At 50.7% G+C, this 24,488-nt stretch carries 21 protein-coding genes and 1 pseudogene; 8 read left to right on the forward strand and 14 right to left on the reverse strand.

The window, feature by feature from the left end:
- From J2T58_RS10155 to J2T58_RS10175, 5 genes and pseudogenes are all read right to left on the reverse strand, one after another.
- Positions 1–353 (reverse strand): annotated as a pseudogene (locus J2T58_RS10155) (hypothetical protein); the annotation flags it as partial.
- Between the two features lie 3 nt (positions 354–356).
- Positions 357–995, reverse strand: a complete 639-nt coding sequence (locus J2T58_RS10160) for a hypothetical protein (RefSeq protein ID WP_253489595.1) — start codon at positions 993–995, stop codon at positions 357–359.
- 282 nt (positions 996–1,277) lie between these two features.
- Positions 1,278–2,399, reverse strand: a complete 1,122-nt coding sequence (locus J2T58_RS10165) for a hypothetical protein (RefSeq protein WP_253489597.1) — start codon at positions 2,397–2,399, stop codon at positions 1,278–1,280.
- Between the two features lie 1,502 nt (positions 2,400–3,901).
- Positions 3,902–5,032, reverse strand: coding sequence for a DUF3324 domain-containing protein (locus J2T58_RS10170; protein WP_253489599.1), 1,131 nt, complete (start codon positions 5,030–5,032; stop codon positions 3,902–3,904).
- Positions 5,033–5,272: 240 nt separating this feature from the next.
- Positions 5,273–6,361 carry a hypothetical protein gene (locus J2T58_RS10175; RefSeq protein WP_253489602.1) on the reverse strand — a complete coding sequence of 363 codons (1,089 nt, stop codon included), beginning with the start codon at positions 6,359–6,361 and terminating at the stop codon, positions 5,273–5,275.
- Positions 6,362–7,187: 826 nt separating this feature from the next.
- Here J2T58_RS10175 and J2T58_RS10180 point away from each other — a divergent pair.
- From J2T58_RS10180 to J2T58_RS10205, 6 genes are all read left to right on the forward strand, one after another.
- The gene (locus tag J2T58_RS10180; protein ID WP_253489604.1) at positions 7,188–7,841 is read left to right on the forward strand and encodes a HEAT repeat domain-containing protein; all 654 of its coding nucleotides are present in this window, start codon (positions 7,188–7,190) and stop codon (positions 7,839–7,841) included.
- Between the two features lie 153 nt (positions 7,842–7,994).
- A complete protein-coding gene (locus J2T58_RS10185) occupies positions 7,995–8,672 on the forward strand; it encodes a metal-dependent hydrolase (protein WP_253489606.1) in 678 nt (225 codons plus the stop codon).
- A gap of 360 nt (positions 8,673–9,032) precedes the next feature.
- Positions 9,033–9,389 (forward strand): hypothetical protein, encoded by a 357-nt coding sequence (locus tag J2T58_RS10190; protein ID WP_253489608.1) that lies wholly within the window; start codon positions 9,033–9,035, stop codon positions 9,387–9,389.
- Positions 9,386–10,954: a hypothetical protein gene (locus tag J2T58_RS10195; protein WP_253489610.1), complete on the forward strand. Its 1,569-nt coding sequence runs from the start codon at positions 9,386–9,388 to the stop codon at positions 10,952–10,954. Before J2T58_RS10190 ends, J2T58_RS10195 begins: the two co-directional genes overlap by 4 nt.
- Before the next feature lie 65 nt (positions 10,955–11,019).
- Entirely contained in the window at positions 11,020–11,388 is a 369-nt protein-coding gene (locus tag J2T58_RS10200; RefSeq protein ID WP_253489611.1) for a VOC family protein, read from the forward strand.
- Between the two features lie 153 nt (positions 11,389–11,541).
- Complete coding sequence (locus J2T58_RS10205; RefSeq protein WP_253489612.1) at positions 11,542–12,354, forward strand: hypothetical protein; 813 nt, start codon at positions 11,542–11,544, stop codon at positions 12,352–12,354.
- A 62-nt stretch (positions 12,355–12,416) separates the two neighbouring features.
- On the opposite strand, the gene J2T58_RS10210 is transcribed toward J2T58_RS10205, so the two are convergent.
- Complete coding sequence (locus J2T58_RS10210) at positions 12,417–15,566, reverse strand: ATP-binding protein (protein WP_253489614.1); 3,150 nt, start codon at positions 15,564–15,566, stop codon at positions 12,417–12,419.
- Positions 15,563–16,834, reverse strand: a complete 1,272-nt coding sequence (locus J2T58_RS10215; protein WP_253489617.1) for a metallophosphoesterase family protein — start codon at positions 16,832–16,834, stop codon at positions 15,563–15,565. The genes J2T58_RS10210 and J2T58_RS10215 overlap by 4 nt, the downstream gene beginning before the upstream one ends.
- 146 nt (positions 16,835–16,980) lie before the next feature.
- Here J2T58_RS10215 and J2T58_RS10220 point away from each other — a divergent pair, with 146 nt between their 5' ends.
- Positions 16,981–17,397, forward strand: coding sequence for a pyridoxamine 5'-phosphate oxidase family protein (locus tag J2T58_RS10220; protein ID WP_253489620.1), 417 nt, complete (start codon positions 16,981–16,983; stop codon positions 17,395–17,397).
- A 70-nt stretch (positions 17,398–17,467) separates the two neighbouring features.
- Here J2T58_RS10220 and J2T58_RS10225 read toward each other — a convergent pair whose 3' ends face one another.
- Both J2T58_RS10225 and J2T58_RS10230 read right to left on the reverse strand, forming a co-directional pair.
- On the reverse strand, positions 17,468–17,743 hold the full coding sequence (locus J2T58_RS10225) for a winged helix-turn-helix domain-containing protein (protein ID WP_253489624.1): 276 nt from the start codon (positions 17,741–17,743) through the stop codon (positions 17,468–17,470).
- Positions 17,740–18,423 (reverse strand): hypothetical protein, encoded by a 684-nt coding sequence (locus tag J2T58_RS10230; RefSeq protein WP_253489626.1) that lies wholly within the window; start codon positions 18,421–18,423, stop codon positions 17,740–17,742. The genes J2T58_RS10225 and J2T58_RS10230 overlap by 4 nt, the downstream gene beginning before the upstream one ends.
- A gap of 85 nt (positions 18,424–18,508) precedes the next feature.
- Here J2T58_RS10230 and J2T58_RS10235 point away from each other — a divergent pair, with 85 nt between their 5' ends.
- Positions 18,509–18,688, forward strand: a complete 180-nt coding sequence (locus J2T58_RS10235; RefSeq protein ID WP_253489629.1) for a hypothetical protein — start codon at positions 18,509–18,511, stop codon at positions 18,686–18,688.
- A gap of 152 nt (positions 18,689–18,840) precedes the next feature.
- Here J2T58_RS10235 and J2T58_RS10240 read toward each other — a convergent pair whose 3' ends face one another.
- From J2T58_RS10240 to J2T58_RS10260, 5 genes are all read right to left on the reverse strand, one after another.
- Positions 18,841–20,859 (reverse strand): PQQ-dependent sugar dehydrogenase, encoded by a 2,019-nt coding sequence (locus J2T58_RS10240; protein WP_253489632.1) that lies wholly within the window; start codon positions 20,857–20,859, stop codon positions 18,841–18,843.
- 368 nt (positions 20,860–21,227) lie between these two features.
- On the reverse strand, positions 21,228–22,973 hold the full coding sequence (locus J2T58_RS11255; protein ID WP_253489634.1) for a PASTA domain-containing protein: 1,746 nt from the start codon (positions 22,971–22,973) through the stop codon (positions 21,228–21,230).
- 31 nt (positions 22,974–23,004) lie between these two features.
- On the reverse strand, positions 23,005–23,406 hold the full coding sequence (locus J2T58_RS10250; protein ID WP_253489637.1) for a hypothetical protein: 402 nt from the start codon (positions 23,404–23,406) through the stop codon (positions 23,005–23,007).
- Positions 23,407–23,465: 59 nt separating this feature from the next.
- Positions 23,466–24,068 carry a hypothetical protein gene (locus tag J2T58_RS10255; protein WP_253489640.1) on the reverse strand — a complete coding sequence of 201 codons (603 nt, stop codon included), beginning with the start codon at positions 24,066–24,068 and terminating at the stop codon, positions 23,466–23,468.
- Positions 24,069–24,100: 32 nt separating this feature from the next.
- Positions 24,101–24,346 (reverse strand): hypothetical protein, encoded by a 246-nt coding sequence (locus tag J2T58_RS10260; RefSeq protein WP_253489643.1) that lies wholly within the window; start codon positions 24,344–24,346, stop codon positions 24,101–24,103.
- Positions 24,347–24,488 lie beyond the last annotated feature (142 nt).

Genomic DNA, 24,488 nt, shown 5'->3' on the forward strand with positions numbered 1-24,488 from the left:
GATTCGTCACCTGCATTATCTCCATCTGATGCATCTGCATCCCCACCTGTCTCTGCTCCGGCTGATTCGTCACCTGCATTATCTCCATCTGATGCATCTGCATCCCCACCTGTCTCTGCTCCGGCTGATTCGTCACCTGCATTATCTCCATCTGATGCTTCTGCATCCCCACCTGTCTCTGCTCCGGCTGACTCGCCACCTGCACTATCTCCATCTGATGCTTCTGCATCCCCACCTGTCTCTGCTCCGGCTGACTCGCCACCTGCACTATCTCCAGCGGATCCTGGAATTATAGTTGCCGATAGTAGCAGAATCACGATTATCACCGTGATCCAGGTATTCATTTTTTTCATACTCTACTCAACCTCCTCATGGTCTTCGGCACTCCGGCCGTTCACCCCATTTTCCTTTTCTCCCCTCCTGTAGTGAGTAAAACCAGCATCAGCAATGCAAGTGAGCCAAATTGAGGAACTCCAGGTCTTGCTTCGGCCCTCCTCAGCTGAACACCTGCTGATATTGGTAACAAAAGCTCCAGAATTTCGATTCTTTACCCCTGGTACAACACCTTTTTCCTTATTCTCACACTTTTTGGGATCTGCAGCTCTCTCTTGAAGCCTGTTGGTATTGTTCAGAACAGGGCTGTGTCTGATGGGGGCATCCGCCTGCATCATACCCTCATGTCGGTATTTGTCCAATTTTTGTAAATTGATCAATTGATCTGAATACAATACCTTGAGATGTATCTCTTTAGCCTGAAGATGCTCAATGAATCCATTATGGTCCATCAAACTCATGCCTGAACTGTTTTGGGTTAATGTATGTCCAGGTACAATGGGCCTCAATAGCAACGTATCTCTTCTCTTTACCGGGATCTCCGGGTCAGCGAGCGGGGACTCTTTCTTATTACCTTGATAAAAGTCCATCCAATTGACCACTTTTCCACCTGTTTGACCAGTGACTTTTCCTACATATCTTTCTGAATGCATGGCTGCCATTGGTCGATCCCGGACCCTTTGACAGATGAGATTATGAATGGGAGATGCATCCGGGCTGATATCCCTTCGTTGAACTAAAACAGGCTGGTTGAAAAGCGCCATGCGTGCAACCATAACGAAAAATACGTCTGATGAACATCTATGGCTCATGCTGTTCTCCCCCTTTCTGCAGAAACCGTGATTAACCAAAAAACGGGGGTTTATGCCGATTTACGGCATCTCCGCCCGCTGAATGGAGCCTGAACTCATATTCGCCCAGACCTGATCTCATGCAGGGTAGTATTATACGGGTGTTTCACCGTTGTTGTCGCCCCACCATTGGTCAGCAGTGATGGTCATTGTACCAATGTGGTTGTTGGTGCTCCATGCCTTCAGGATGTGAATCTTGAAGTCGAGCTTCATTGTGTTGCAGAGTGGCAGTGGGTTGGGGAGCGTTGCCTCTTCATAGGGCTGGTAATAAACCCAGTTGGCAGAGTTGTCTCCAAGCCGTGCACCATACTCAACATCCCACCGGGGTATGCCGTTGATAAGGGACTGACCGATACCCATGTCATCCTGCTCGATGGAGATTGACATCCAGGTGTTGCCGATGTTCCTGATAGTCGGCCTGTCTGAAGTGCCAAATGTTGCGTCACCGCTGATTGGCTTCCAGTTGCTGATCGAGACTGCACCGTAGTTCACTGAGGTAAAGTCGAGCTCAAATGCTGCAACCGGAACATAGTAGAACTGACTCCAGACTGCATCACTTGGGTTGTCATTCTGGTCAAATGCGGTTGTTTTGACTGGATACCAGCCGCCTGGCTGTTTGTAGTACTTGTCTGCACAGCCCCAGAAGAGTTTCGCTTCGTCCTGGCTGAGCTTATAATCAATTTCTGCCCATGTGTAACCGTTGAAGGTGACAAGTCCTGCCTGGTAAGCAGCCTGTAAGGCAGCCCGGGCGGCAGCTTTCTCTGCTTCGTCATTGTAGGCGTACCAGTTGTCAGCAACGACCTGATACTTGTAGGACCCATCCCACTCGTTCCATACTACTTCAGTGCTCTCATCATTGAGGCCCTGTGCATTACCCAGTGGGTGCCAGATCTGGAACGAGACCTGTCTGATTGTGCCTGGTCCCTGAGCATCAAAGACAACTGCATAGTAGCAGACTTCCTTTGTTCCCTCATATTCGATGGGTGGCATGAACTGTGGTCCGGAGACCTGGTGTCTCGGGTCGCCATCTTCCAGTGAGTTTGAGGTGTCCTGTTGCCAGACCGCCATCACAACAGGTGGATCTCCTCCTCCTGACTGAATGGTGGCGCTTGTAAGCACGGCTGGCGAAGCAACCGCACTTACCGGTAAGGCAATAAATGCCAGTACCATCATCAGTGCAACCATTGTGGCTGCAGCTTTTCCGATTATCATCATTTTTCCTCCTTACTCTCTTCGATTCTTGTGGCAGGCATGGGTGTATCGAATCGTATGGCACGGTAGGCGACTTCATTGTCATTTGATGTCATGACACATTGTCATTGGAACGTCCGGGAAATCACCCGCCAATCAGGCTCATTTGTTTATTGGTGCTGCCCTCTCCGGACTGGCTTCTGTGTCTACCTGTGCTGATTATAGCTATATCTTTGAAATATATATAATTATTCATTATAATAATTTATAAATATATTATAGAAAAAGAGTAAGCAATAAAAGGATTATGATTCATCATACTTTCTTAAATTCATTATTCTTAAAAAACAACTCATGATTATTCCTTTACTCATTTTTTTACCTATTCAAACAGATGAAAAAAGCCCCCCTCTCTTCCCATGGAAAATCCCTCGTATCCTCAAAAAAACCCTGCGTTATTGATAGTTAGAATGGCTTAATCGGTTGTCCTCAAATTCTTATATCGATTTAAATTACCTCATTTGTAAAATAATGCGATTATTGAACTGCGCATGCTATTATGAGAATATATTTGTCATTTTTTATCTCTGGATTACTACCCTGATTATTCTTATGTAACATTGAACTGAACCTGTGGTCTGCCATTTTAAATTGAATGGGGTTTGGGATCATGGATAATCCGAATGAATCAAAGAGAATTTGCTGACAATCTGAATGTTCTGACGACTGGTATCACCAGATTTTTTTCAACCGATGGAGCTGAGGAAAGCGTTTCATCAGTTGGATACATCCACTATGAACGGATTAATGCACATATCGCTCTTTGATACAATTATCTGAGAAAAAATTCAGATACTGGGATCACCCTTCGGAACTATTCCTGAATAAGAAGATCACCCTGATCGTATGCTTCGTTTGCGAACCGAAGGTGTTTATGTTTCGTGAGGCCTGGTACACCCTTCTCCCGCAGATTAAAAGGATCTTCGGAGTGAACAACAGTTGAGATATACAGGAACAAGAGAAAGGCGTTCAAGATACCTACCTGATGGACCATCTGCATGCATAGCATGATAGATGACTTATCCATCTCCACGGAGGAAGTTACCGTCGTTGGTTTTGATATCCTCATACATGAGGGGGACAATGATCAGAGAAATGAACAATTAAGTAAGGTACGTTCTCCCAGTATTGCCATAGCTAAACCTGGTACGAAAAAAATGGTATATTTTTTGGGTGGGGGTACTTTCTACGCCTGAAACTCACCGTGCCACTCTGATCTTTAGATCTCTGAATGTATGATGACAATACCTATCGAGGACTAGTATTGTATTTCATCACCCTTTCAGTCATTCGTTTCACGTTCATGATTGCCTTTACCAATGTGATTGATCAAACCAAAGCTACACATCTCCCCATATCCCCATCAGGGCCTTCGGAATAGTGCTATCCTGAATGACCCTGATCACAGCTTACAGGGAGATCCTGTTTCTGTCTCATTAACTCTTTGATGAGTATATCCTTTCTGATCAATCTCTTCTTGATAATCTTCCCCCTGTGGCGAATAGTATCAGCATCATCGATGCAACAATGACTGATATCGGTGAGAGTGGTGATGCCTGCGGTTGTGCCTGCGGTTCAGCACCCGATACGGTTAATGATATCTCTTTCGTTTCGGTTCGCTGACCTTCATATAATGCCCAGTATTTAATCTGATATTCTCCTGGTTCATCAAGCGTTACATAGGAGAAGAGCTCAGCATGACTACCCACCGGAACCAGCACTGTGTCTCCGGAGATAACATTGACAAAGTTGCCATTTTTAAAGATTTCTGCATTCAGGACTGCCCGGGTTGATATTCTTCCGGTATTGGTAAATATACTACTCAGTTTTATCGGAGTGCCAGCCCGCATCATCCCCTCGTACTTAAGTTCGTCAATCTTTCCGTCACGGCTCAGCTGACCATATGGGAAGATTTCAAAACCAATCTCCTGAGATGCAATTGTCTGACCACGAAGAGATGCCACGACACTGGCTGTGTACGTTCCTGGTTCCATACCATCGGTATCCCACTCAACCATAATCGCTTCAGATGTATCTGGTATGACCTGTTTTTCACTGGACTTCGCCTCTCCAACGACGTTTCCATTCTTTTTAATAGTGGTGTGAACCTCGGGGCTAACAATAACATTTCCTGTATTTCTGAAGCGGGTATTGATAACAAGGGGCACTCCTGTCTCAGTATCAGCTACTGTAATGGTCTCAACATTTCCTGATACAATCTCAGCGCCGGTAACATGGATCGTTACAGTGGTTCGAGCCCTCAGCACTGTTCCAACACCTCCCACGACATCTTCGCTCCGTGTCTCAGCGATAATTCTTGCCTGATAGGTGCCAGTTGGTGTATCTGATGGAACTTTGGCTCTGAAAACCAATTGAGAATTACCCTTGGCTGGTATGAACATCTCAGTGATTGGAGTTTGTCGATCATCGAAACGGTAGAGATTAATCCAGTCGCCTGCAACACCATCTGTCCGGACATTAACATTGACACCTTTTTCACCGGGATTGAAGAGTGTCAGTGTTCTATCATAGGTTCCACCGCGAGTGGCCTGATTAATCGTTATCTCATTTGGTCCTATGCCGATACCTGAAGCCATAGCAGGTTGGCAAAACATTGCCAAAAGTGTTATAACAACCAAAAGGATCGATAATCTGCATAATCCATTCATTTTACCTTTTTCCTCCTTCGACGTTGCAGAGATCTTGCTTCCACTCAAAAAAACAGGGGTTCATGCCTATTTCTGGCATGTCCCTCCGTTAATACGAGGCTGAACTGTTTCCAGACCAAACCTGATCTCATGCAGGGTAGTATTCCTTCTCAACTCTTCTCCAATGTATTAATTTCCCCACCATTGATCGGCAGTAATTATCATTGTACCGCCATAGGTACTTCCACTCCACGCCTTCAGGATATGGATCTTAAAGTCAAGCTTTCCTGTGTTGCAGAGCGGCAGGGGGTTGGGCAACGTTGCCTCCTCATAGGGCTTATACTCAACCCAGTTGTTTGAATTATCCCCAAGCCGAGCACCATATTCAACATCCCATCTGGGAATGCCATTTATGAGTGACTGGCCGATACCCATGTCATCCTGTTCTATGACAATTGAGACATACGTGTTACCAATATTTCTGACTGTTGGTCGATCTGCGGTTCCGAAGTTTGCGTCCCCACTGATCGGCTTCCATTGGCTCAATGCGATCTTTCCGTAATCAATTGTTGTGAAATCCAGTTCTACACCTGCAACCGGTACAAGATAGAACTTGCTTTCCACTGTGTCGCTAGGATTATCATTGATGTCAAAGGCTGTAGTTTTGACAGTCAACCATCCTCCCGGCGTATTATAAAAGTGACTAACACCTCCCCAGAAGAGTTTTGCCTCGTCCTGGCTGAGCTTATAATCCACTTCTTCCCATGTTGCACCGTTAAATGTAACAAGACCTGCCTCATATGCGGCTTTTACAGCAGCTCTTGCTGCAGCCTTATCATTCTCATCATCATGGGCGTAATAATTGTCAGCAATGTTCTGATACCTGTATCGTCCATCCCAGACGTGCCAGTTTATATCAACCTCTTCATCACCGAGCTGCTGGGCATTCCCACGTGGATTGTAGGTTTGGAATGATACCTCGGATATCGTATCCGGTCCCTGTTCATCAAAGACCACTGCATAATTATATACTCTCTTAAAGCCCCTGTAGGTAACTGGCGGCATAAACTGGGGTCCAGGTATCTGGTGATCAGGATCTCCATCTTCTAATGAGGGGGTTGTATCCTGCTGCCATACCGCCATTATCCAGGGGGGATCTCCTCCACCAGACTGGACCGTAACGTTTGTCGTCACTGTATCGGCACTTACCGGTACTGCGACCAAGGCAAACATCATCAATAATGTAACCATTATGGTTGCTTTTTTTCCAATAATCATCTATTCCTCCTCCTTTCCTCGTTTAATCCGGATGACAGCTTCAGGTCAATCGATCGGATGGCACGGTAGTCAATATCTCCCACCCAATGTCTGTTTTAATGTCATTGTTACGATTTGGGAATGTACACGCAATCTGTTTTGCTTGCCAGATGGTCTTACCCATATCCGGGCAAGCTTCTGTCTACCTATGCCAATGGTAATAATTACTTAATAATATATATAAATAACTATTATATTTATTTATTTATGTTATTTATAAAACCTTCTTTTTGATATTAAAGGTTTATATGAGAATTTTAATAAATCTACATCGTGTTGTCATATAGATGTCAACTATTATAATAAATATTGATATATTGAAAGAAAGTACATCTTTTACACCGCACCTTGTTTTCAATGGTGCCAATATATTTGTACATCTCGTCTTTACGAGACATTTCCCTCAATAGCTACGAGATCAATCTTCTTTTATCCGGATCCCCGAAGACTGGTATCGAAGGTCATTTTGTCTCGACCTCTGATCAGGTCGCCTGATCAGCGTTCCATCATACTTTTTTCTGCGCTCTATCTCCATGGATAATAAAGGATTCTGCAGTGTCTATTCCATCATAGGGGTTGCATATTCCGGAAATATGTATCAATAACCATCGCACCCACCTACACCCGAGGTGGTGCGTTGGGTGTAACCCGGGGATCTTCGGTATCATGCCCGCACTTCCGGGGACGACAATGTTTATGTAAGGCCGCAATCATCAATGGTTGTCATGGGTTGACCCCCAGGGTGCACCCGGAGAATGGCACTCCATGTATAGGGGATGTGATGTGCATGAATGAATTAGAAGGAAAAATTGAGCAACTCAGAGATGCTGATCCCGATATCAGGAGTTATGCAGCGAAATCACTCGGGAAGATGCGGGCAGCTGAGGCAATTGATCCCCTCCTCGAGGCTCTGAGGGATGACGAGGCTGTGGTCCGGAGGCGGGCTGCCAGGGCCCTTGGAAAAATTCGTGATCCGCTCGCAGTCCCGGATCTGATCGCAGTCCTTGAGGATGGTGCGCGGAATGTACGGAAGGATGCTGCTAAAGCACTTGGAAATATCCGTGATCATCAGGCGGCCGGGCCTCTTATTGCTGCCATGACGGATACATCAGCGGATGTCCGGGAAGCAGCTGTCAGGGCGCTTGGGAAGATCCGGACCGTATCGGCAGTCGAGCCGCTTACTGCGGCATTGCAGGATTCTTCAGAAGATGTCCGTGAGGCAGCCGCAAAAGCACTTGGTGCGATGCGCTCGCAGCGAGCTGTCGGCCCGCTCAGTGCCGCACTCGAGGATACGTCAGAAGATGTGCGGAAGGCTGCTGCAAAGGCACTTGGCCGTATTCGTAGTCCACAGGCCGTTGATGATCTCACTGCAACACTGCAGGACAGATCGAAGAGTGTTCGGAAGCGTGCTGCAAAAGCCTTGAAAAAAGTACAAAAATAGGATCCTATGCTTCAATGGGAGGGTCCCTGCGCCCATCGTCTTCCACGCAATCGCCTGGGGGTGTGAGAGAGCACCTGTTCATCACCCCCTGATGCAGAAAGGCCAGCACAGTATACGAATTATTATGGAATCCGGCCTCGTTCTCTTATAGGAATGCGTGGAACCGACCATATCGCTATCAGCATGGGAAGCGGGCTTCTCCTTGCCTCTCCATGGCTCCTCTCCCATCCATTGCCTGTCGCTCTCTTCCTTGGGGGAATCATCATCGGATCGCTCCTTCCGGATACCGATGCAACGGATTCAAAGCTGCATTATATGGATGGTGTTGCCCGGATCTTCAGCCTCATCATGCGGCCGGTGATCATGCCATTGACCGGGCTCTTCTACAGGGTAGCCGGGAAGAGGTTTAATCCAGCCCATCGTGGTTCCATGCATACAGTCCCCGGGGTCATTGTCTATTCGGTGATCCTTGCAGGTGTGATCGGATCAGCCCTCTACCTCTCTGGATATTATGATCCTATCATCGCCTTCTTCTTGATAGGATTATTCACCGGCAGCATCTTTCATATCCTTGAAGACTGCTGCACACGAAGCGGGCTGATGCCGCTGAAGCCCTACAGTTCACGGAAGTTTGCAGGCAGCATCAATACCGGCGACAGGAAGGAGAAGCGGCCCGGCCTGTATGCAAAGGGGCTCTTTGGGGCATCTGCCGCGGTGCTGGTTGGTGGGCACCACTATCAGATTGATGGGGTAGTACTCATTGCCCTCTCTGCCGGGCTCTTCCTTAGCCTCTGGCTTCTGATATTTCGGGTATCCAGGTGGGGACCCTGAGGGGGACATCTCCGATGCCTTATCAACTGTTTCCAATCGAAATGTCTGTTGCACCCTTGAGAATGGCATAGATGGGCCTTATAATAATAGTGTATCATCTGTGTCTGTCTGGTGTCAGGCATCATTTATCTCATATTTTAGACTCTATTTTTGTTTTAAAGGGTATTATGGTGTATTTACCTGCTTTTCCAGAAAAAAAGTAGTAATGTAGGTTGGTAAAGGCGCCACCTCTTCCTGATATCATTTTGTTTTGTTGGCTGTACAAGGGTATCATTCTCTTGTGAATGCACTCCATCGATGGTTCGCATATCGTAAAGATGTGAAAAACACATCCCTGCCGTACATACGGAGGTATTGGATATGCAGCGGAGATTCACGGTTGATCAGGAACGGTTGAAACGCTTTTCATTTGAACCGTTTGCTGAGCTTCAACGTCGCATTGCAGATGATCCTGATCTGAAACGCAGACTCCAGGAAGATCTCCCAGGCACACTGGAGGAGGTGGGGATTGTTGTTGATGATGCATTCCGAAAGAAGGTGAGCGATCAATGGCATGCCCAGATCGAAGCGGACACCCGATCGATCATGGAGACGATACCTGCACGCAAAAAGCCATATTATCGGATGATTCAGAGCGGAAAGCCGGTGAAGGTCAGGGTATCGATCGATCCAACAACTGGTGAGATCACCACTGTTCCGCGGGAGGAAGGGCCATGAGTACCGGTGGGTATGATGTTGTCATGGAGATCCATGAGGATCTCATCAATACATTTCTGAAAATTGCCTACTGTCTCGGAAGGCTTCCCACATTTGAAGGCATCTATACACTTCCTGTTCCGGATGTTCCCCCGGATCTCCTGGAGTTTATGGATATCGGATACCGCGTCTCTCTTGCGAGAGAACCGACATTTGAGGTGACAGATACCGGAGCCCTTCAGATCACCATCCGGGGAGAGGCTATCATCACTCTTCTTGGGTCAATATCATTTGATCTCGAAGCCCAGTTCCGGGTAGCTGCCGTCCCTGAATTTGATCAGGCAACCCGGCAGTTCCGTGTTGAGTGCAGTGAGGCGTTCATCGAGGATCTGGAGCTGGACAACCGGTACCATCTACCTGCATCAGTCCTTGCAAAACTGAACCAGATCCTTGCAATCGGTATGGAGGCGTTCCTCACCGATGAAATAACGACTATTGAACTCTCACCCATCATCTTCTCAGCAGATCTCCCATTCATGCCGGCCGGTGAGGCGTACAGGCTTCCTATCAGTCTTGGGACTGCCCGGGTATTTCCCCCTACTGTTTTTGCGGGTGCGGTGAATCTGCTTGGATATACCGGAGGAAATCCGATGGGAGTGATCGACTTTACCAATGGCCATCATATCGGAATCGGGATAAACGAGGCTGCCATGCACCGGGTCTACGACTTCTGGTGGGCTCATACAACACATCCAAAGATCATGGATCTCATGGGATCCTATGAGTATGATCCGCCATCATTCGTTGACTTCCTGGATGCACTCATCGACTGGGGGACGGCAATCCTCACCGGTGGCCTCGTGGTGACGGAGGTTGATCTGGATCGCGTCTGGATAGAAGCAGAAGCCACCATCGGATTCTCGAAGTTCACATTTGATCTCCTTCCGGGTAATGCCGTCTCATTCTCTGGTTCCGTGAATCTTGAGATTGGGACCAATGTCTACATGCAGATCACGACAACCACGAGCCTCTTCTGGGGGTTATGGGAGGTTGATGAGACGACGAGTACCGTGGAGCTCTTTGATCTCTATGCGAGCGGTATCACCGTCATCATCGATAATGCTGAAGGGATTGTCACTCTGGATTCGTCACGGCGCCTGATGGTCACCCTGACGGCACTGGATATTGACATTCCACTCCCCTGGAGTGTACCGGAGTTCATCCTTGATTATATCGTTGACTGGGTAGTGAACAGCATCATCTCTGAAATGCCTCCGATCGTGTTATTCCCGGCGGTCATCGAGCAGACTCTTCCCGGAACAGCAGTATCGATCACCGTCTCGGGCGAGAGCCTCGAGATTAATGAGACTGAGGCCCTGGTCACTATGAATATCGGAACATCCGGTGCCAATACCTATGCACCATATATCGCGAATATGAACTCAGGTGAAGTACATGTACGGGATTGCGATTGGGCACACCGCATTGCCCAGAGAAACCGCGTCTATTATTGCACACTTGAGGATGCGATTGCGGATGGGTATAATGGATGTTATTACTGCCTGAGAGAGTATGATACCGGCTGACGGTCCGTTTCACCTGGAATGAATGAGGAGAAGTTATTATTTACATAACAAGGATAGAAGGACGCATGGCAACGATCGTCCATATCGATATCCCCGTCGGCGATGTGCAACGGGCACGTACGTTCTACGAAACCCTCTTCAACTGGAAATTTCATGAGGTGCCAGGCTACTCCGACTATCTCCTCTTTGAAACAGGGGATGGAAAGAGCGTCCCTGCAATCGGAGGAGGGCTTGGGATGCGTGGGGCTCCTGATCAGACGATAACCTGTTATATCGGGGTTGATTCCATCGCTGATTATCTCCCGAAGATCGAGGAGATGGGAGGGACAATAACGATGCCCTATACTGAGGTTCCCGGTTATGGAGCGTTAGCCCTCTGCCTGGATTCGGAGGGGAATCCCTTCGGCCTCTGGGAGGAGAAGCACGAGATCTGATCGCTTCTCTCCTCCAATGATTCTGGTTGAGACGTCCCTCTGTCCATGTTTTCCGATCATCACAATCCTTTTCCTGAAGAAAGGAGAGTACTGCTGAGATGGTGTGGGACGAGGAGGTTCATTACGCTCACATCCTGAACGGGATAACGTTGCATGAATGTTAAAAAGACAGCAATCACCATTCTGGGTATTCTGGTGATCATTCTCGGACTCTTGTTTGCAGGTCTGTACATACAGACTGAGAATATGTTCAGAGAGAGCTACAGTTCGGATTATCGCTATCATGTGACGATCTCCGCTGAGAGATCACTTGATAATGTGACGCTTTTCCTCCCCCTTCCATCATATGGTGGTGTTTCCAGTGTTGGTGAGGCGATACTCCGAGAGGAGGGCTATGGGTTCCCTGATGATTGGGAATACTCCCTCATTGAGGTCGATGGGGCTGGTATGCTTCAGATCTCAGCAGATCGGATCGTCCCCACATACCGCAACCTGATCACCCCCATCCCGATCTATCCCGGGGAAACACCTCCTCCGACTCCAGAGATCATCACCAGCACAGAGTATTCAGAGGAGACTCCGGTTCTGATCCCGATCGAGTGTGGCGTCTCTATCAGGGACGTTGACGAGATCAATACCAGAGATCCCCTTGGCAGTGAGCCGACCCTCTCACCGAAGCGAAACCTCACCCTGGCTGATGATCCGTTCCCCACACCCGCACCTCCGGTTGGTGTGAGCGCCAGTTCATATTATACCTTTGAGTCACCGGTCTATGCCGCCTATACCTGTGATCCGGAGACGGTGGTCAGTATACATATCAGTTATCATGGTGGTAACAGCTGGTGGGTTCTTGGATGGTCCGGGAACAGTTTCAGGGAGGATGTTGCGATCACCCTGTCCGGACCTGATCCCGGCTGGCAGTATGGATCCGGGACCCTTCGTACTGGAGAAGGGCGCTACCGGTGAAATGGGAACGTCTGATCCCGATGCCACCAATCTTTTGAGTGATAGGGCGGAGAATGAGTGGTTCAGATCCCTGACAGATCCATCACCACCGTCCCGGGTGCCGCACTGGTAAGATCAGCAACCGTCTCGGGATGGCAGGTGAAGTAGAGGACCTGGCAGGTCTCTGCGAGCTCTGCGATTGCCTTGCATGCATTCTTTCGCCGTCCGGGATCGAAGTTGACGAGAATATCATCAAAGATGATCGGAACGGGGGCGGATGTATGCACATAGTCACGGATATAGCCAAACCTGAGTGCAAGATAGAGCTGTTCGGCTGTTCCCCGCGAGAGTTCATCAACCCTCTTTCGGCCTCCTCTTCTCTCCTCGACGAAGAGATCCGCTCCATTCGCAGCGTCGAGGGGTTTGATGATCCTGGTGTACCTTCCTCCGGTGATGCCTGTGAAGAACGACTGCGCCTCCTGCAGGATCGCCGGTTGTTTCTCACGCTCAAACGTCTCGACAGCCATGGTAAGCAGGCTTGATGCGGTGGTATAGACCGCCCACTCCCTTGATATCCGGTTGATCTCCTCCCGAAGCGCGGCCGCATCCGAGATGAGGACGGTGAGCTGGTCATCTCCCTCGATCATGGAAGAGCGTTCCTGAAGAGTGCCGATCTCCTGGTTGATCTCCTCGATTGCCGTGTGTATCCCTGACTGCTCATCCTCCATCTCACTGAGGCGGGCGGTCATCACGATGGGATCATACTCTCCCAATGCCATGATGACGTCATCGAACCGCTCCTCTCCGCTGATCCTCCTGATTGCAGCCTCGGCATCATGGATGCGTCTCTTCAGCTCCTGCCTCTCCCGTGAGAGACGTTCAAACTCCCGATATTCATCAGGTGTTGCCGCCCCCCTGCTCTGGAGGAGGGTGGCGAGCATCCCGGTGGTCTTCTCCAGACGGGAGCGGGTATTCTCCATTGCTTTTTCTTCGCCATTCCTTTTCTCAATAAGACTTTTCCTTCGTCTCATCGTTTCTTCTGCCTCGTTGAGGAGGGTCACAAGCCTCTCTCCGATACCCTCCGGGGTCCCGGCCACAGCCTCCCCGCAGGCAGCAGCAGCGGCACGGATATCTTCCTCAAAGGATTGAATCTCTTCATAAAGGGACTCTTCTCTCTTTCTGTCCAGATCAATCGCTGCAATGAGGTCTTTTGCCTCCTTGATCCCGCCGATGAGGTGGGTGATGAGTTCGGGATGGGTCGTCGTTGGGAGACCGCGAACCCGGCACCAGCTCTTCCATGCATCAACCGCATCCTTCCGTCCGGATCTGGCAAGGGAAAGAGCATCCTCCTGTACGTTCAGTTCAGTGGATGCGGTTCGGCAGAGCACCTCCGCACGTGCCATATCCTTCGCGAGGTCGGCACCCCGGTCGGCAAGCGTGACGATATCCTCATGATGATCTCTGAGATCCTCAGCCTCTCTCCTTGATGGAATGGATGCAAGACCGAATGTCACGGCGAGCCTCTGCCCCTTCTCTATGGCGGCAGCGTGTTTCATCTCAATCTTCTTTCGCTCTGATGCAAGCGTCTCTGCCTCATCCTGGTATGATCCGGTATCCGGGACTGAAGAGCCGGCAACGCTGGCAGTTCCCCTGAAGATGAGGATGCCTGCACCGGCAATGATCAGAATGACAGCAAGAGCGGCTGCCGGGAGGAGTGCCTCTGCCAGGAATCCTCCGATGAGGGTAAGGATGGCGGCCAGGAAGACGAGGTAGCCTGGCCATGCCGGGGGTTGTGGCGGTTGCGGTATCTTCAGGGATGCAATGATCTCGTTTGTTCGTGCCTCTTCTTTCCGTATGGTGTTGAGATCATCTTCAAGGCTCTCGATCTGCTGGATGATCCCAAGAAGGTCCCGAGCCTCTCCGAACTGTTGCCGTGCGATAGCCGGCTCCGGTACCTCTCCGAGGTCTCTTCGGCGCTCCTGTATCCGGAAGAGTTCTTCCCTCTTCTCCGCGTATGCCGTTTTGGCTGCTGCATGATTGATCGATGCAGTTCTGCAGGCATCATCTGTCCTCTCAAGATCCTCGTGGAGGGCCTTTATCTCATTTATGACCGGGATCGATGTATCAAAGCCGGTTATCCGCTCACGGCTCCATTCTCCCCCGAGGTTTTCCAGCTGTGATGCAGATCTCTCCTCCTTCTGCTTACGATTCAGCTGGTATCTCGCCAAATCATCCTTCCGGGATCGGTACCGCTCAATCGTCCGTTCAATGGATCGGATTGCATCTGCCTGACTGAGGATCTCTTCCCGGGGGTGTACCGCCGTCAGCTCCGTATCTATCCTTGTACACTGCTCAATCCGGTCTTTTGAATCGTCGTCGAGCCGCCGGACCTCCTCAACCAACCGGTCAAGCTCAAGGAGGTCGTCTTCAGGGAAGGGTCCCGTCTCTGGAATCATCTCAAGTGCCCGGATTGCCTCCTCCCGTTCGAGATAGAGATCCCAGGCTTTTGAGAGGGCTGTGGCATAGGTGATCTCCTCTTCACGCCTCTTCTTGTCTCCTCTCTTCCGGGCAAGCTCTCCTCTCTTCTCTGAGATTGCTTCGTTGATCCGATCATACTCTCCCTGGCTCTCTTTTATTGTCCGGATCTTCTGCTCAAGGTCCTTGAGTTCAGTGATTCGGATATTTATCTCCTTCTTCTTCCCTTTTACCGCATAGATCGCATCTGCCGATGCACCCAACTCATCGGCAACCCTTCGTACCGGAAGGTTTCCTGCACCGGCTGCAGCCAGTCTGTCCCGTATCTCCTTCCGATCAATCGTCCCAAACTCCTGGAGCTCATCAAGGCTGATTGCACAGATATTTTCATAAAAGACCTGGTCTGCCGGGCCAAGAAGAGAGGGGAGGAGCGGGCTGTTCACCGGTGATCCATCCGGCCTGGTGATCTTCGGGCTGCTTCGTACACCATCCCTGTGAAGCAGATATGCTTCTCCGGCATCTGTCTCAAACGCAAGCCTGCCCCCGATCTTTCCACCGTTAGCCGGCTGGTAATGGTTGAGATCCTTCTTCCTTCCATCCGGGAAGCCATAGAGCATGCGTCTGATGAAGGCGAGCATGGTCGTCTTTCCTGCTTCGTTCGGGCCGAGGACTGCGGTTACTCCATCGCCAAACTGATCGGGAGGACTCCATTGGCTGAACTTTCCAAATCCGTCGATGAAGAGCGAGGTGATCTTCATTCGATCCCTCCCGCAGCGAGCCTGGAGAGGAGGAGGGCCTCCGCCTCCTCAATGATCGCGGTGATCTCGTCATCATCAGGCTGATTGAGATACGAGCGGGCATAGGATATGTAGAGAGGGGCAATCGCCTCGGCAATCCTTTGTTTCTCCCCAGAGAGTAATCCTGCACTCTTTTTGCAGATCTCTCCGAGGATATCCTCACGGGCGATGATCTCTTCCCGATTAATCTGTGGGGTTGTCCGGGAGATGATCCGCTCCGGGTAGACAGGGTGCTTCCCGACGGGTGTATCCTCGGTCAGCCGCTCAGCAAGTGCGGTGATCCCGCCCCCTGCAAGTTCATGGTTGAGGGGTGTTACTCCGGTCAGGATGAGGCGGGTGATGATCGGACCATATGCCTCCTCGGATACCGCAGCAAGCCTCTCTCTAATCTTCTCTTCGAGGATGCCGAGATCAGAAGCCCCGGAGATATCAATCTCGATCAGATCCCAGCGGTAGCTTCCTGTCCGGACAGACTCGATCCCGACCGATCCATCGATATTGACCGTGACAAGACGACATCCCCGATCACCGGTCTCGCCCATGTCCCTCCCCTGGGGGTTGCCGGCATAGATGATGTACGGATCCCCGGCTGATATTGTGGCAGGCTGGTGGATATGGCCGAGTGCCCAGTACTCATAGCCGCATTCCCTCAGATCATCGATGCTGCAGGGGGCATATGGCTCATGGCCGGCTGCCCCTCCGATACTGCAATGGAGAAGACCGATGCTAAAGGGCCATTCCCTATCGCGGGGTGGAAACCGCTCCGCAAGGTTTTCTCGGATATGAGCCGTTGCAAAGCTCATTCCGGCAATTGCCGCAATCGGGGTTCCATCCTGATCGCTGTGGATGATCACCTCCGGCTCGTCTGATGAGAAGCAATGGGCATTCTTTGGGAGCTGAATCGATCGTGACCAGGCATTTGCGGGATCGTGGTTTCCATGGACGATATACGCGGCAATCCCGCTCTTCTCAAGCTGCCTGAGCCCGTCTCTGAACTGCAGCTGTGCCCGGATGTTTCTATCCGCACTATCATAGACATCACCGGCAACGAGCAGGAAGTCGACCTCCTCCCTGATACAGAGATCAATGATCGACTGCCATGCCGTGTAGGTGGCATCGGTGAGACTGGATGAGACATCCGGATGCATGCCGGGGAGGGTGATCACCCTGCTTCCGAGGTGGAGATCAGCGGTATGCACAAAACGGAGGGGACGGGACGGGGGCTGCATGCTCTGTATTTATTGTAGTTATCGATAAAGCTTCGTATAATTGTTTAAGTGAATATCTTCTTACACTACGCCCTCCCCCTTCCCGATACCTTTTTGAAGGAGACCTGCTATTCCATCACGTACGGACGAAAAGCAGGAGAAGAATCATGGAAAAACTAGGTGAATACTTCAACAGGCAACCGAGGATCGGCACCCTGAGCACGGCGAACCGGGAGGGGCGGGTCGATTCGGCTGTCTTCGGCTCCCCGATGATGACTGATGAGAAGACGGTTGTGATGGCTCTTGGCAAGGGACGGACCCTTGACTATCTCAATGAGAATCCTCATGCGGTCTATCTGATCATGGAGCCGGGAAAGTCGTTTGAGGATTGGAAAGGTCTTCGGGTCTATCTGAAGATGACGGAATCCGCAACCTCCGGGGAAGCACTTGAAACATTCAGGAACAGGATCGCAGAGATGGCCGGCAGTGAGGCGGCAGCCATGGTCCATGCGGCGGTTACCTTCACAATCACCGAAGTCCGCCCTCTCATCGACATGGGACAGGGATGGGAAGCGTCCATCTGAGCTCTCTCACTTTCTCCCGGTAAAAAAAATTTCAGGGTTGCCGGATTCGGCTATCCTGTCCCCCTGCGTATTATAACTTAAACGTCGGGGCGGTATCGAAGAGCTTCTGGTAGAGCGAGTTGAAGAGGGTAATATACTCCCCGGCCTTCTCGGTGGAGGAGTACCGCTTCTTATCCCCCTCAACCGTCTCCATGAGGTACTCCTTCTCCATCAGAAACCCGAGGTACTCCTGGCCGGTCTTTGAGTTCAGATCACACCTGTTGATGATCCCGGTAAATGACTGCGGCTTTCTGCAGAAGACAAGGATCTCCCAGTAGATCTCATACGCGGTTCTCCGTCCGCTCATCTCAGGCTCATCTCCAGCGTCTTTTCCAGTAGATCCTCTGACTGTTCGATCTCCTTCAGCCGCTCATCCCAGACCTTCGCAAACCGGTAGAAGTAGATTGACGATATGAGGCTCGCGATGGCGAAGGCGACCATGATAATCATGGACGGGAGGAGCAGCAGGTTCGGTCCGATGGTGAAGGAGAAGCTCCCTGATGAGAGAGCGACGTGTTCAAGGCTCGCAATGGTCCCAAGGGCAAAGATACTGCAGCTCCCAAGCATACAGACATAGATCATCCGATGGATTGTGCCGTGATTATCCCGGTAATGGGAGAGCATCCTGACGATGAGACGGGTCAGCTCTTCGTCTCTCTCATCATGGCCGGATTCGGTCGGCGATACGCTCTTCTTCGTCAGCTTCCCGAGATCATCCTTTATCGATTCGATCCCCTCAAAGACCCTGGCACTGGTGATGATCCAGGCAAGTCCGATTATCATTGCAGATACGGCAACAATGAGGAAGACCGGGGAGAAGGTCACAGACATCTCTGTGGTAAACGTCTCCCATATTGAGATTACTTCCTGTACAACGACCATCAGTCCGAATGCCATCAGGAGTGCGGCGAAAGCGATATTCATCACAGAGACACGAAAGAAGTGTCGTACCTCGCGCTGAAATTGTCTGAATGTTGACTCTTCCATACTGGTATTCACCAGCCTATTGGTATATTGGCCTTATATAAATAAAAGGCATGAAACTAAGATACGTACTAGTGATCAGTCTCTCATGATGGATCTGAAGGTTGCAGTTGAGGTGATCCTCCGGATCTGGGAGGAGATCGGCGATATTGATATTCGTCGGGCGATTCGAAGGATCCCGGAGACAATTCGTGATACAATCCGGGGGAGTGGGGGTACTCCCCCTCCACGCCTGAAAGAACGCCGCAAATCGAAGCGGAAGAGATGATCTCCGGATATTTCCCAGAACATAATGAGTACTACCTCTCTCCCTTGGTGCTTCATCGATACATCTGGCCAGAATTCTCCAGAGGGCGCCCCTCCGACGAACATCTCCCTGTTACGGATCGTACAACGTTCTGAAAAAAATGGATGGTTGCATTATCTTCTGCGGAGGGCAAGGGATGCAGCCGCACAGAGGCCTGCAACTGCCAGAAATGCGCCAAATCCCGGAATCTCCACCGGTCCGGGGGTGGCCGGGGTAGGTTCAGGCACTGCCAGCGGCGGGGTTATCCGATAGACTCGACCGGTCTCCCCTTCAGGTCCTCGATTCTCAGAGGTCAGGACGTAGAGCTCGTGGTTCGCATCCTGCCCAAGTGCCAGTATATAGGCCCCGACTGTCCCATCAGGAACAATCTCCAGCTCTGAGAACTCCCACATCCCAGTGGCGTGACCGTCTTGAGGGGGTGTTGCGACAAAAAGGATTCCGTCTCCACTGGCATCGACCCTGTTCCATTCGGCGAATATATAGCGTCCATACAATTCAGGCATCGAGCTGCCACGGTAGATATACCCCCCGACAACAACTGCACCAAGACCCCCAGGCTGATTGGCATTTGGATACTCGATGATCGGGTCAATCAGTGGCTCACCGCGGAGACCGGTCACCGGAACCTCTTCAGGGGATACTCCCGGGTTTTCCGGATCGAAGGCATGGCTCCCCTCTTTCAGATTCCAGCCATAGTTTCCACCAGGCTCGATAATGTTGACCGATTCCCAGAGAGCCTGCCCGGCATCGGCTGCAAACAGCTGCCGCTCCCCACCGGCATCAAAGCTTGTGCGCCATGCATTCCGTATCCCATAGGCGAAGATCTCATCCCGTCCTTCCTGTTCGACAAACGGATTGTCGTCTGGTATCTCATAGGGCTCTTCACCGTCGATGTCGATCCGAAGGATGCTGCCGAGCAGTGTGGTGATGTCCTGCCCATGTCCTTGTGGTGGGTGGCCTACCCCAACGTCATTGCTTCCGCCGCCGTCTCCGAGAGGGATATAGAGGTATCCGTCGGGTCCAAACATGATCGACCCTCCATTATGGTTGAACTGTGGCTGATGGATCTCAAGGATCACCCTCTCAGAGTCGTGATCTGCCCGGTTTGGATCAGCCTGTGAGACCGCAAACTCGGATATCCGGCTTGTGTGGTCCCAGCCCTGAGGCGCATCCTCGGAGAGAGGAGCGCTGTAGTAGATGAAGAATCTGTTATTATCAGCGAAATTACGGTGGAACGCAAGGCCGAGCAACCCCCGTTCATCGAATCCTGATCTCAGATCGACGAGATTGGCGGAGATGTCGAGGAACGGTTCATTAAGGAGATTGTTCTCTGCATCAATAATCCATATCAGACCAACCTGATCGACAACAAAAAGCCGGTTGGTTCCGTCGTCAGGAGAGGTTAGTGTGACGGGTGCGACAAAATTCCCGGGGATGAGTTCCAGTCCCACCCGCTCCATCGTCACCTGAGGTGCAATAATGGCAAAGGGCTCAACGACCATCTCTCCGTCCACAAAGACCGGCACATCCTCGCCCGGAAACTCATAGACGCCGATAACACCTGCATCGATATGCAGCATGGCAAAGAGGGTCTCTGTTGCATCTCTCAGATCGATGGTGACCATCAGATCTTCACTCACCCCATCCTCTACCGGGGCGTAGCCGATGACCGGTCCGGGGGTGCCGTTCTCCTCAGCATGAATGACGATCCAGCCCGGTCCTGCACTGATCACCTGATCGATTCTTACCATCTGATTTATGATCTCCTGATCTGCCACAAGAACAGCCGGTTCAATGACATCCTGCATCTCAAGGACGATGACCTCCCCCGTCATTTGAGGATGGGGGATGCAGAAGTACGGGTAGGTTCCCGGCTCGTTAAAGGTATATTCAAACTCTTCACCCTTGCCGAAGAGCCCGGAGTCAAAGATTCCCTCGGTGCTCGTGACGGTATGATCCACGGGGTCACTATTCGTCCAGATGACAGTTGTCCCTGCTTCGATGGTGATGGACTGTGGCTGGAAGGCAAAGTTTTCGATCCTGATATCTTCATTCTGCAGGTCTGCATGGGCAGGAATGACCATGAGAATGAGCAGAATTATTACTGCGATCAGATAGACTGGGATTTTCATGTAATCACCTCGTTTGAAACTCGCAATCGTCTGATGCTTCAACCGGGATCGAATCTGTGGTATTCTGGATCGACGTTGATTTGTACGACCTGTATCATGGCAGGCCTTCGCTGGTATCTCTGCTCGTTCGATTGCAGATGACTGCCGCTCACCACTAGATTGAGTATATTATATATAAATATCACTATCTAAAAAATCTGAAGCGATGATGCCATGTATCTCTTGTTCTGGAAAGCCGCCCCGGGTTTTGCTGGCAGTTCGGAGTGTTTATATTCCATTCCGCTGCCATTCGATCCCTTTTTGAGGATATGATGAAAATGACATCGAGTTGAAAAATAGGGTGGTGGCTTCTGATCCGATCCCCCGGATCAGGTGCCCCCCAGATCTGTGAAGACACGTTCAATGACCTTCCTGACCTTTTCTGCTTCCTCATCTGTCTGCAGTCCAAGTGTTCGTTTCAGATCCTCATCAGAAACCACGGCCAGCCTTCTGATCTCATCGGGATTCTGTATCTCGAGACGATCCATTGCTGTCAGCGTCCGCTGGAAGAGCTTCTCGTTCTTCTGCGCCTCTTCATCAGACTGGATCATCGATCTCAGCTCCGCGATGCTGACAGGCTGTGCTATCGTCAGGATCACCAGGGATCCCGGCTCGACAATTTCATCTGCGCCGGGTGACTGCTCAACAACAATCCGATCAGGGTTTTGGGATCGCGTATACCTGATCTCTCCGGCTTTCAGACTCGCCTTCCTGAGAGACTCTTTTGCCTCCTCTTCTGTTTGATCGATCAGTTTTGGAACGGTGACACCCTCCCTGGATATGACGAGATCCACCCGGCTCATCCCCTCAACCTCTGCTCCTTCGGGAGGGTTCTGGCCAAGAACGAGATCTGGTGGTTCTGCCGAGAGCTCCTGCCTGATCTCTCCTGCGATGAGATGATTGTCAATGATCATCCGGAGTGCATCATCCTTTCGCATCCCGGTAAGCTTTGGAATGATCACCGTCTCCGGAATGGATAGCGTCAGCATAACAGTACTCTTTAATGGTACCTCTGCATATGCCTCGGGCTCCTGATTGAACACCGTTCCGGCAGGTGACGGGCTCGGTCGCTCTTTCGTCTCAACATTGAGGCCGGCCCTTTGAATCTCCATAATTGCAGTCTCTTTGGACATGCCAGTACATTGCGGAACCCCGACAAGATTTGTGTCCATCCGGGGTACTGCTGAGAAGGAGAGCTTAATCGAACTGAGGGACTCCGGGGTCACCATCTCTCCGGGATAGGGGAGCTTCATTGCAAAGTTGTTATCCTTATCAACAGAGAGACTGGCTTTAATATCCGCATCAAACCTGCCGACGATGTAGCCTACTCTCCCCCCGGTTGTCTGCAACCCCTCCTCCATCTTCACCAGGGCGTTCTTCAGCATCCCGGTCAGTTCTTCAGGCAACAGCTTCGGCCGCTGCAGCTCCCTCTCCAGGATCTGAATTCTGTTCCGGGTTTCATACTCCTCTTTCTCAAGCCGGGCAACAGCAGTCCGGAGCTGTTCATTCTCAACAGAGAGGGCGATCTTCTCGAATTTGATCGATGCGAGCCGGGTATGGATATCCGGACTCTCTGCGCCAGTCTCCGGCATCCTGATCTCTTTCTCGAGACCTGCGATTCTGCCACGGAGGAGAGCTTCCTCTCTCTCCAGACGTCCGACTGATCCCTTCAGCTCTTCATTCTCCTGTCCGAGAGCCACTTTCTCCTGGTGAAGGGCGGCGAGGTTCCTTCGGAGATCAGTGATCTCTTCATCCGTCTTCGTATCCCTGGCCTCCTTCTCAAGAGCAGCAAGTCTGGTCTGTAACCCCGCCTCCTCTCTCTCAAGCCGTCCGACAGCTTTTTTCAGTTCTTCATTCTCCCCATTGAGGGTTGCCTTCTCCATCTGAAGAGAAGCAAGTTGCTTCTGCATCTCCGCATTCTTACGTGTAAGTTCGGCAAGACTGGTATTGAGTATCTCCTGTTCTTTTGTGAGGGACTCAATCTTCTTCCTCTCGGTCTGAAGCTCTTCGGTGACCTTGGCTTTATCCTTCTCTACACCCTCCAGCGCCTTTTTGAGTGCATCCGGTTCGATCACATCTCTCCTCGTGTTGGCCATACATCCCCCCTCAGGATCTCCGTACCTGAACCGGCGGCGGTATCGAGACGAGCCGTGCCTTGATCATGCTGTTTGCGGTACTATCATACTTGAACGCATTCTGGTAGTGAGCGTTCATCGGAGCTGCAAACAGACGGTTTCGAATTATCTTCAGGCCTCCGCTCTTCTCTTCAACGACCCTGGTCATTGAGAGGGCCATCTTCAGTTCCAGCTCTACTTCGGAGAAATGGTACCACGTTGCAGTGATCCCGGTATCGCTCAGATCTCCTGTATTGTCAATGAGTGTCTGCGTTGCAAGGCTGTTCTTATCCAGTTCCAGCTGACTCTGGGCAACACCCCTGCTCACATGAAGCAGAACGCTTTCAAGCGGGCTGATCAGGACGTCCTCGATGATCTTCTCAACGTCAGCCATACATGGTCCTCCATGTGTCCGGGTGGTTCACCACAGGGTTTATCCTGTAGCCTGCCACGTCAGGCACTGATCTCTTCCTTTGCGATGATGGTGGGTATTGCCCTGCTTGGTGGTGGTACCGGCTTGAGGATTGTCCGTATAAGGCTGGTCCCCTCTGCCTGGAATGAGTATGACTGGGCATACTTTGCATTGAATGTGGATGTGTATGCGACCGTTGTCGTATTCTTCACACCAAACTTGGCCGTTCCTGCAAAGAAGCTTGCAATACCTCCTGTTTTGTAGCTGGCGTTGGTATCGGTCGTCGACTTGACCTCAAATTTCTTTGATACGCCAATCTCCAGTGAACGTTCAATCCGCATGGTGATCGTCATCCTGACTTCGATGACCGTATCCGTAAACTGGTAGAATGTCGGATTCAGCCCGTAGGCGATCAGCGGCATATCAGATTTGTTGTAGACGATGGCCGAGGCTGTCACATTCCCTTCCTCATCCCTCGTCTCTTCTATCGCGATAGGAACCGTTTCTTTAGGCAGCGTAATATCCGCAAGTATCTGGGCTACCTTGATTGAGTTCATATCAAGAGCAAACTGCCCCTGGGCAATGGCAAGGGCGAGCTTCTCAACCATTTCCGGGAACGGAACATCAAGAAGCTCCTGTCCCACACTGCTTGGTAGTGCCATACGTTATCAGATCCTTATTTTTCCGGTGAACGAATCACCGGGATATGTGGTTCGCTCAGGGTGATTCCCCCAAGGAGTTCGACGGTACGCAGTTTGCGCACTTCAACCGCCATCTGTTGATCGAGAGGCGCGATGAGCCATCTCTTCTGGTGAGAGGCCATAATGACCTCGGTTCCGAAGTCTTCAAGCATCTTCGCTACTCTCGATACATCCTCCGGTGTTGCAGTATCTTTCAGTTTAATAATATTGATCTCCATCATATGATGCGATATCACCCCCTTTCCGGTATGCCCAGTTCTTTGGCAATTAATATATAATTATTGTTAAATAATTTGTTCTTAATGGACTGCTGGTATCTGTTTATTTGGTATGGGGGTGGAGAATGGGATTGATCTGTTCAGG

The organism is Methanocalculus alkaliphilus (assembly GCF_024170505.1).
Lineage (GTDB): Archaea > Halobacteriota > Methanomicrobia > Methanomicrobiales > Methanocorpusculaceae > Methanocalculus > Methanocalculus alkaliphilus.

Excerpts from the sequence above, each read along its gene's own strand:
- J2T58_RS10160 (WP_253489595.1), bottom strand. The coding sequence starts at position 995 with ATGGCAGCCATGCATTCAGAAAGATATGTAGGAAAAGTCACTGGTCAA.
- J2T58_RS10190 (WP_253489608.1), top strand. The coding sequence starts at position 9,033 with ATGCAGCGGAGATTCACGGTTGATCAGGAACGGTTGAAACGCTTTTCA.
- J2T58_RS10220 (WP_253489620.1), top strand. The coding sequence starts at position 16,981 with ATGGAAAAACTAGGTGAATACTTCAACAGGCAACCGAGGATCGGCACC.
- J2T58_RS10240 (WP_253489632.1), bottom strand. The coding sequence starts at position 20,859 with ATGAAAATCCCAGTCTATCTGATCGCAGTAATAATTCTGCTCATTCTC.
- J2T58_RS10185 (WP_253489606.1), top strand. The coding sequence starts at position 7,995 with ATGCGTGGAACCGACCATATCGCTATCAGCATGGGAAGCGGGCTTCTC.
- J2T58_RS10250 (WP_253489637.1), bottom strand. The coding sequence starts at position 23,406 with ATGGCTGACGTTGAGAAGATCATCGAGGACGTCCTGATCAGCCCGCTT.
- J2T58_RS10230 (WP_253489626.1), bottom strand. The coding sequence starts at position 18,423 with ATGGAAGAGTCAACATTCAGACAATTTCAGCGCGAGGTACGACACTTC.
- J2T58_RS10210 (WP_253489614.1), bottom strand. The coding sequence starts at position 15,566 with ATGAAGATCACCTCGCTCTTCATCGACGGATTTGGAAAGTTCAGCCAA.
- J2T58_RS10205 (WP_253489612.1), top strand. The coding sequence starts at position 11,542 with ATGAATGTTAAAAAGACAGCAATCACCATTCTGGGTATTCTGGTGATC.
- J2T58_RS10180 (WP_253489604.1), top strand. The coding sequence starts at position 7,188 with ATGAATGAATTAGAAGGAAAAATTGAGCAACTCAGAGATGCTGATCCC.
- J2T58_RS10200 (WP_253489611.1), top strand. The coding sequence starts at position 11,020 with ATGGCAACGATCGTCCATATCGATATCCCCGTCGGCGATGTGCAACGG.
- J2T58_RS10195 (WP_253489610.1), top strand. The coding sequence starts at position 9,386 with ATGAGTACCGGTGGGTATGATGTTGTCATGGAGATCCATGAGGATCTC.
- J2T58_RS10260 (WP_253489643.1), bottom strand. The coding sequence starts at position 24,346 with ATGATGGAGATCAATATTATTAAACTGAAAGATACTGCAACACCGGAG.
- J2T58_RS10215 (WP_253489617.1), bottom strand. The coding sequence starts at position 16,834 with ATGCAGCCCCCGTCCCGTCCCCTCCGTTTTGTGCATACCGCTGATCTC.
- J2T58_RS10175 (WP_253489602.1), bottom strand. The coding sequence starts at position 6,361 with ATGATTATTGGAAAAAAAGCAACCATAATGGTTACATTATTGATGATG.
- J2T58_RS10165 (WP_253489597.1), bottom strand. The coding sequence starts at position 2,399 with ATGATGATAATCGGAAAAGCTGCAGCCACAATGGTTGCACTGATGATG.
- J2T58_RS10225 (WP_253489624.1), bottom strand. The coding sequence starts at position 17,743 with ATGAGCGGACGGAGAACCGCGTATGAGATCTACTGGGAGATCCTTGTC.
- J2T58_RS10170 (WP_253489599.1), bottom strand. The coding sequence starts at position 5,032 with ATGGCTTCAGGTATCGGCATAGGACCAAATGAGATAACGATTAATCAG.
- J2T58_RS10235 (WP_253489629.1), top strand. The coding sequence starts at position 18,509 with ATGATGGATCTGAAGGTTGCAGTTGAGGTGATCCTCCGGATCTGGGAG.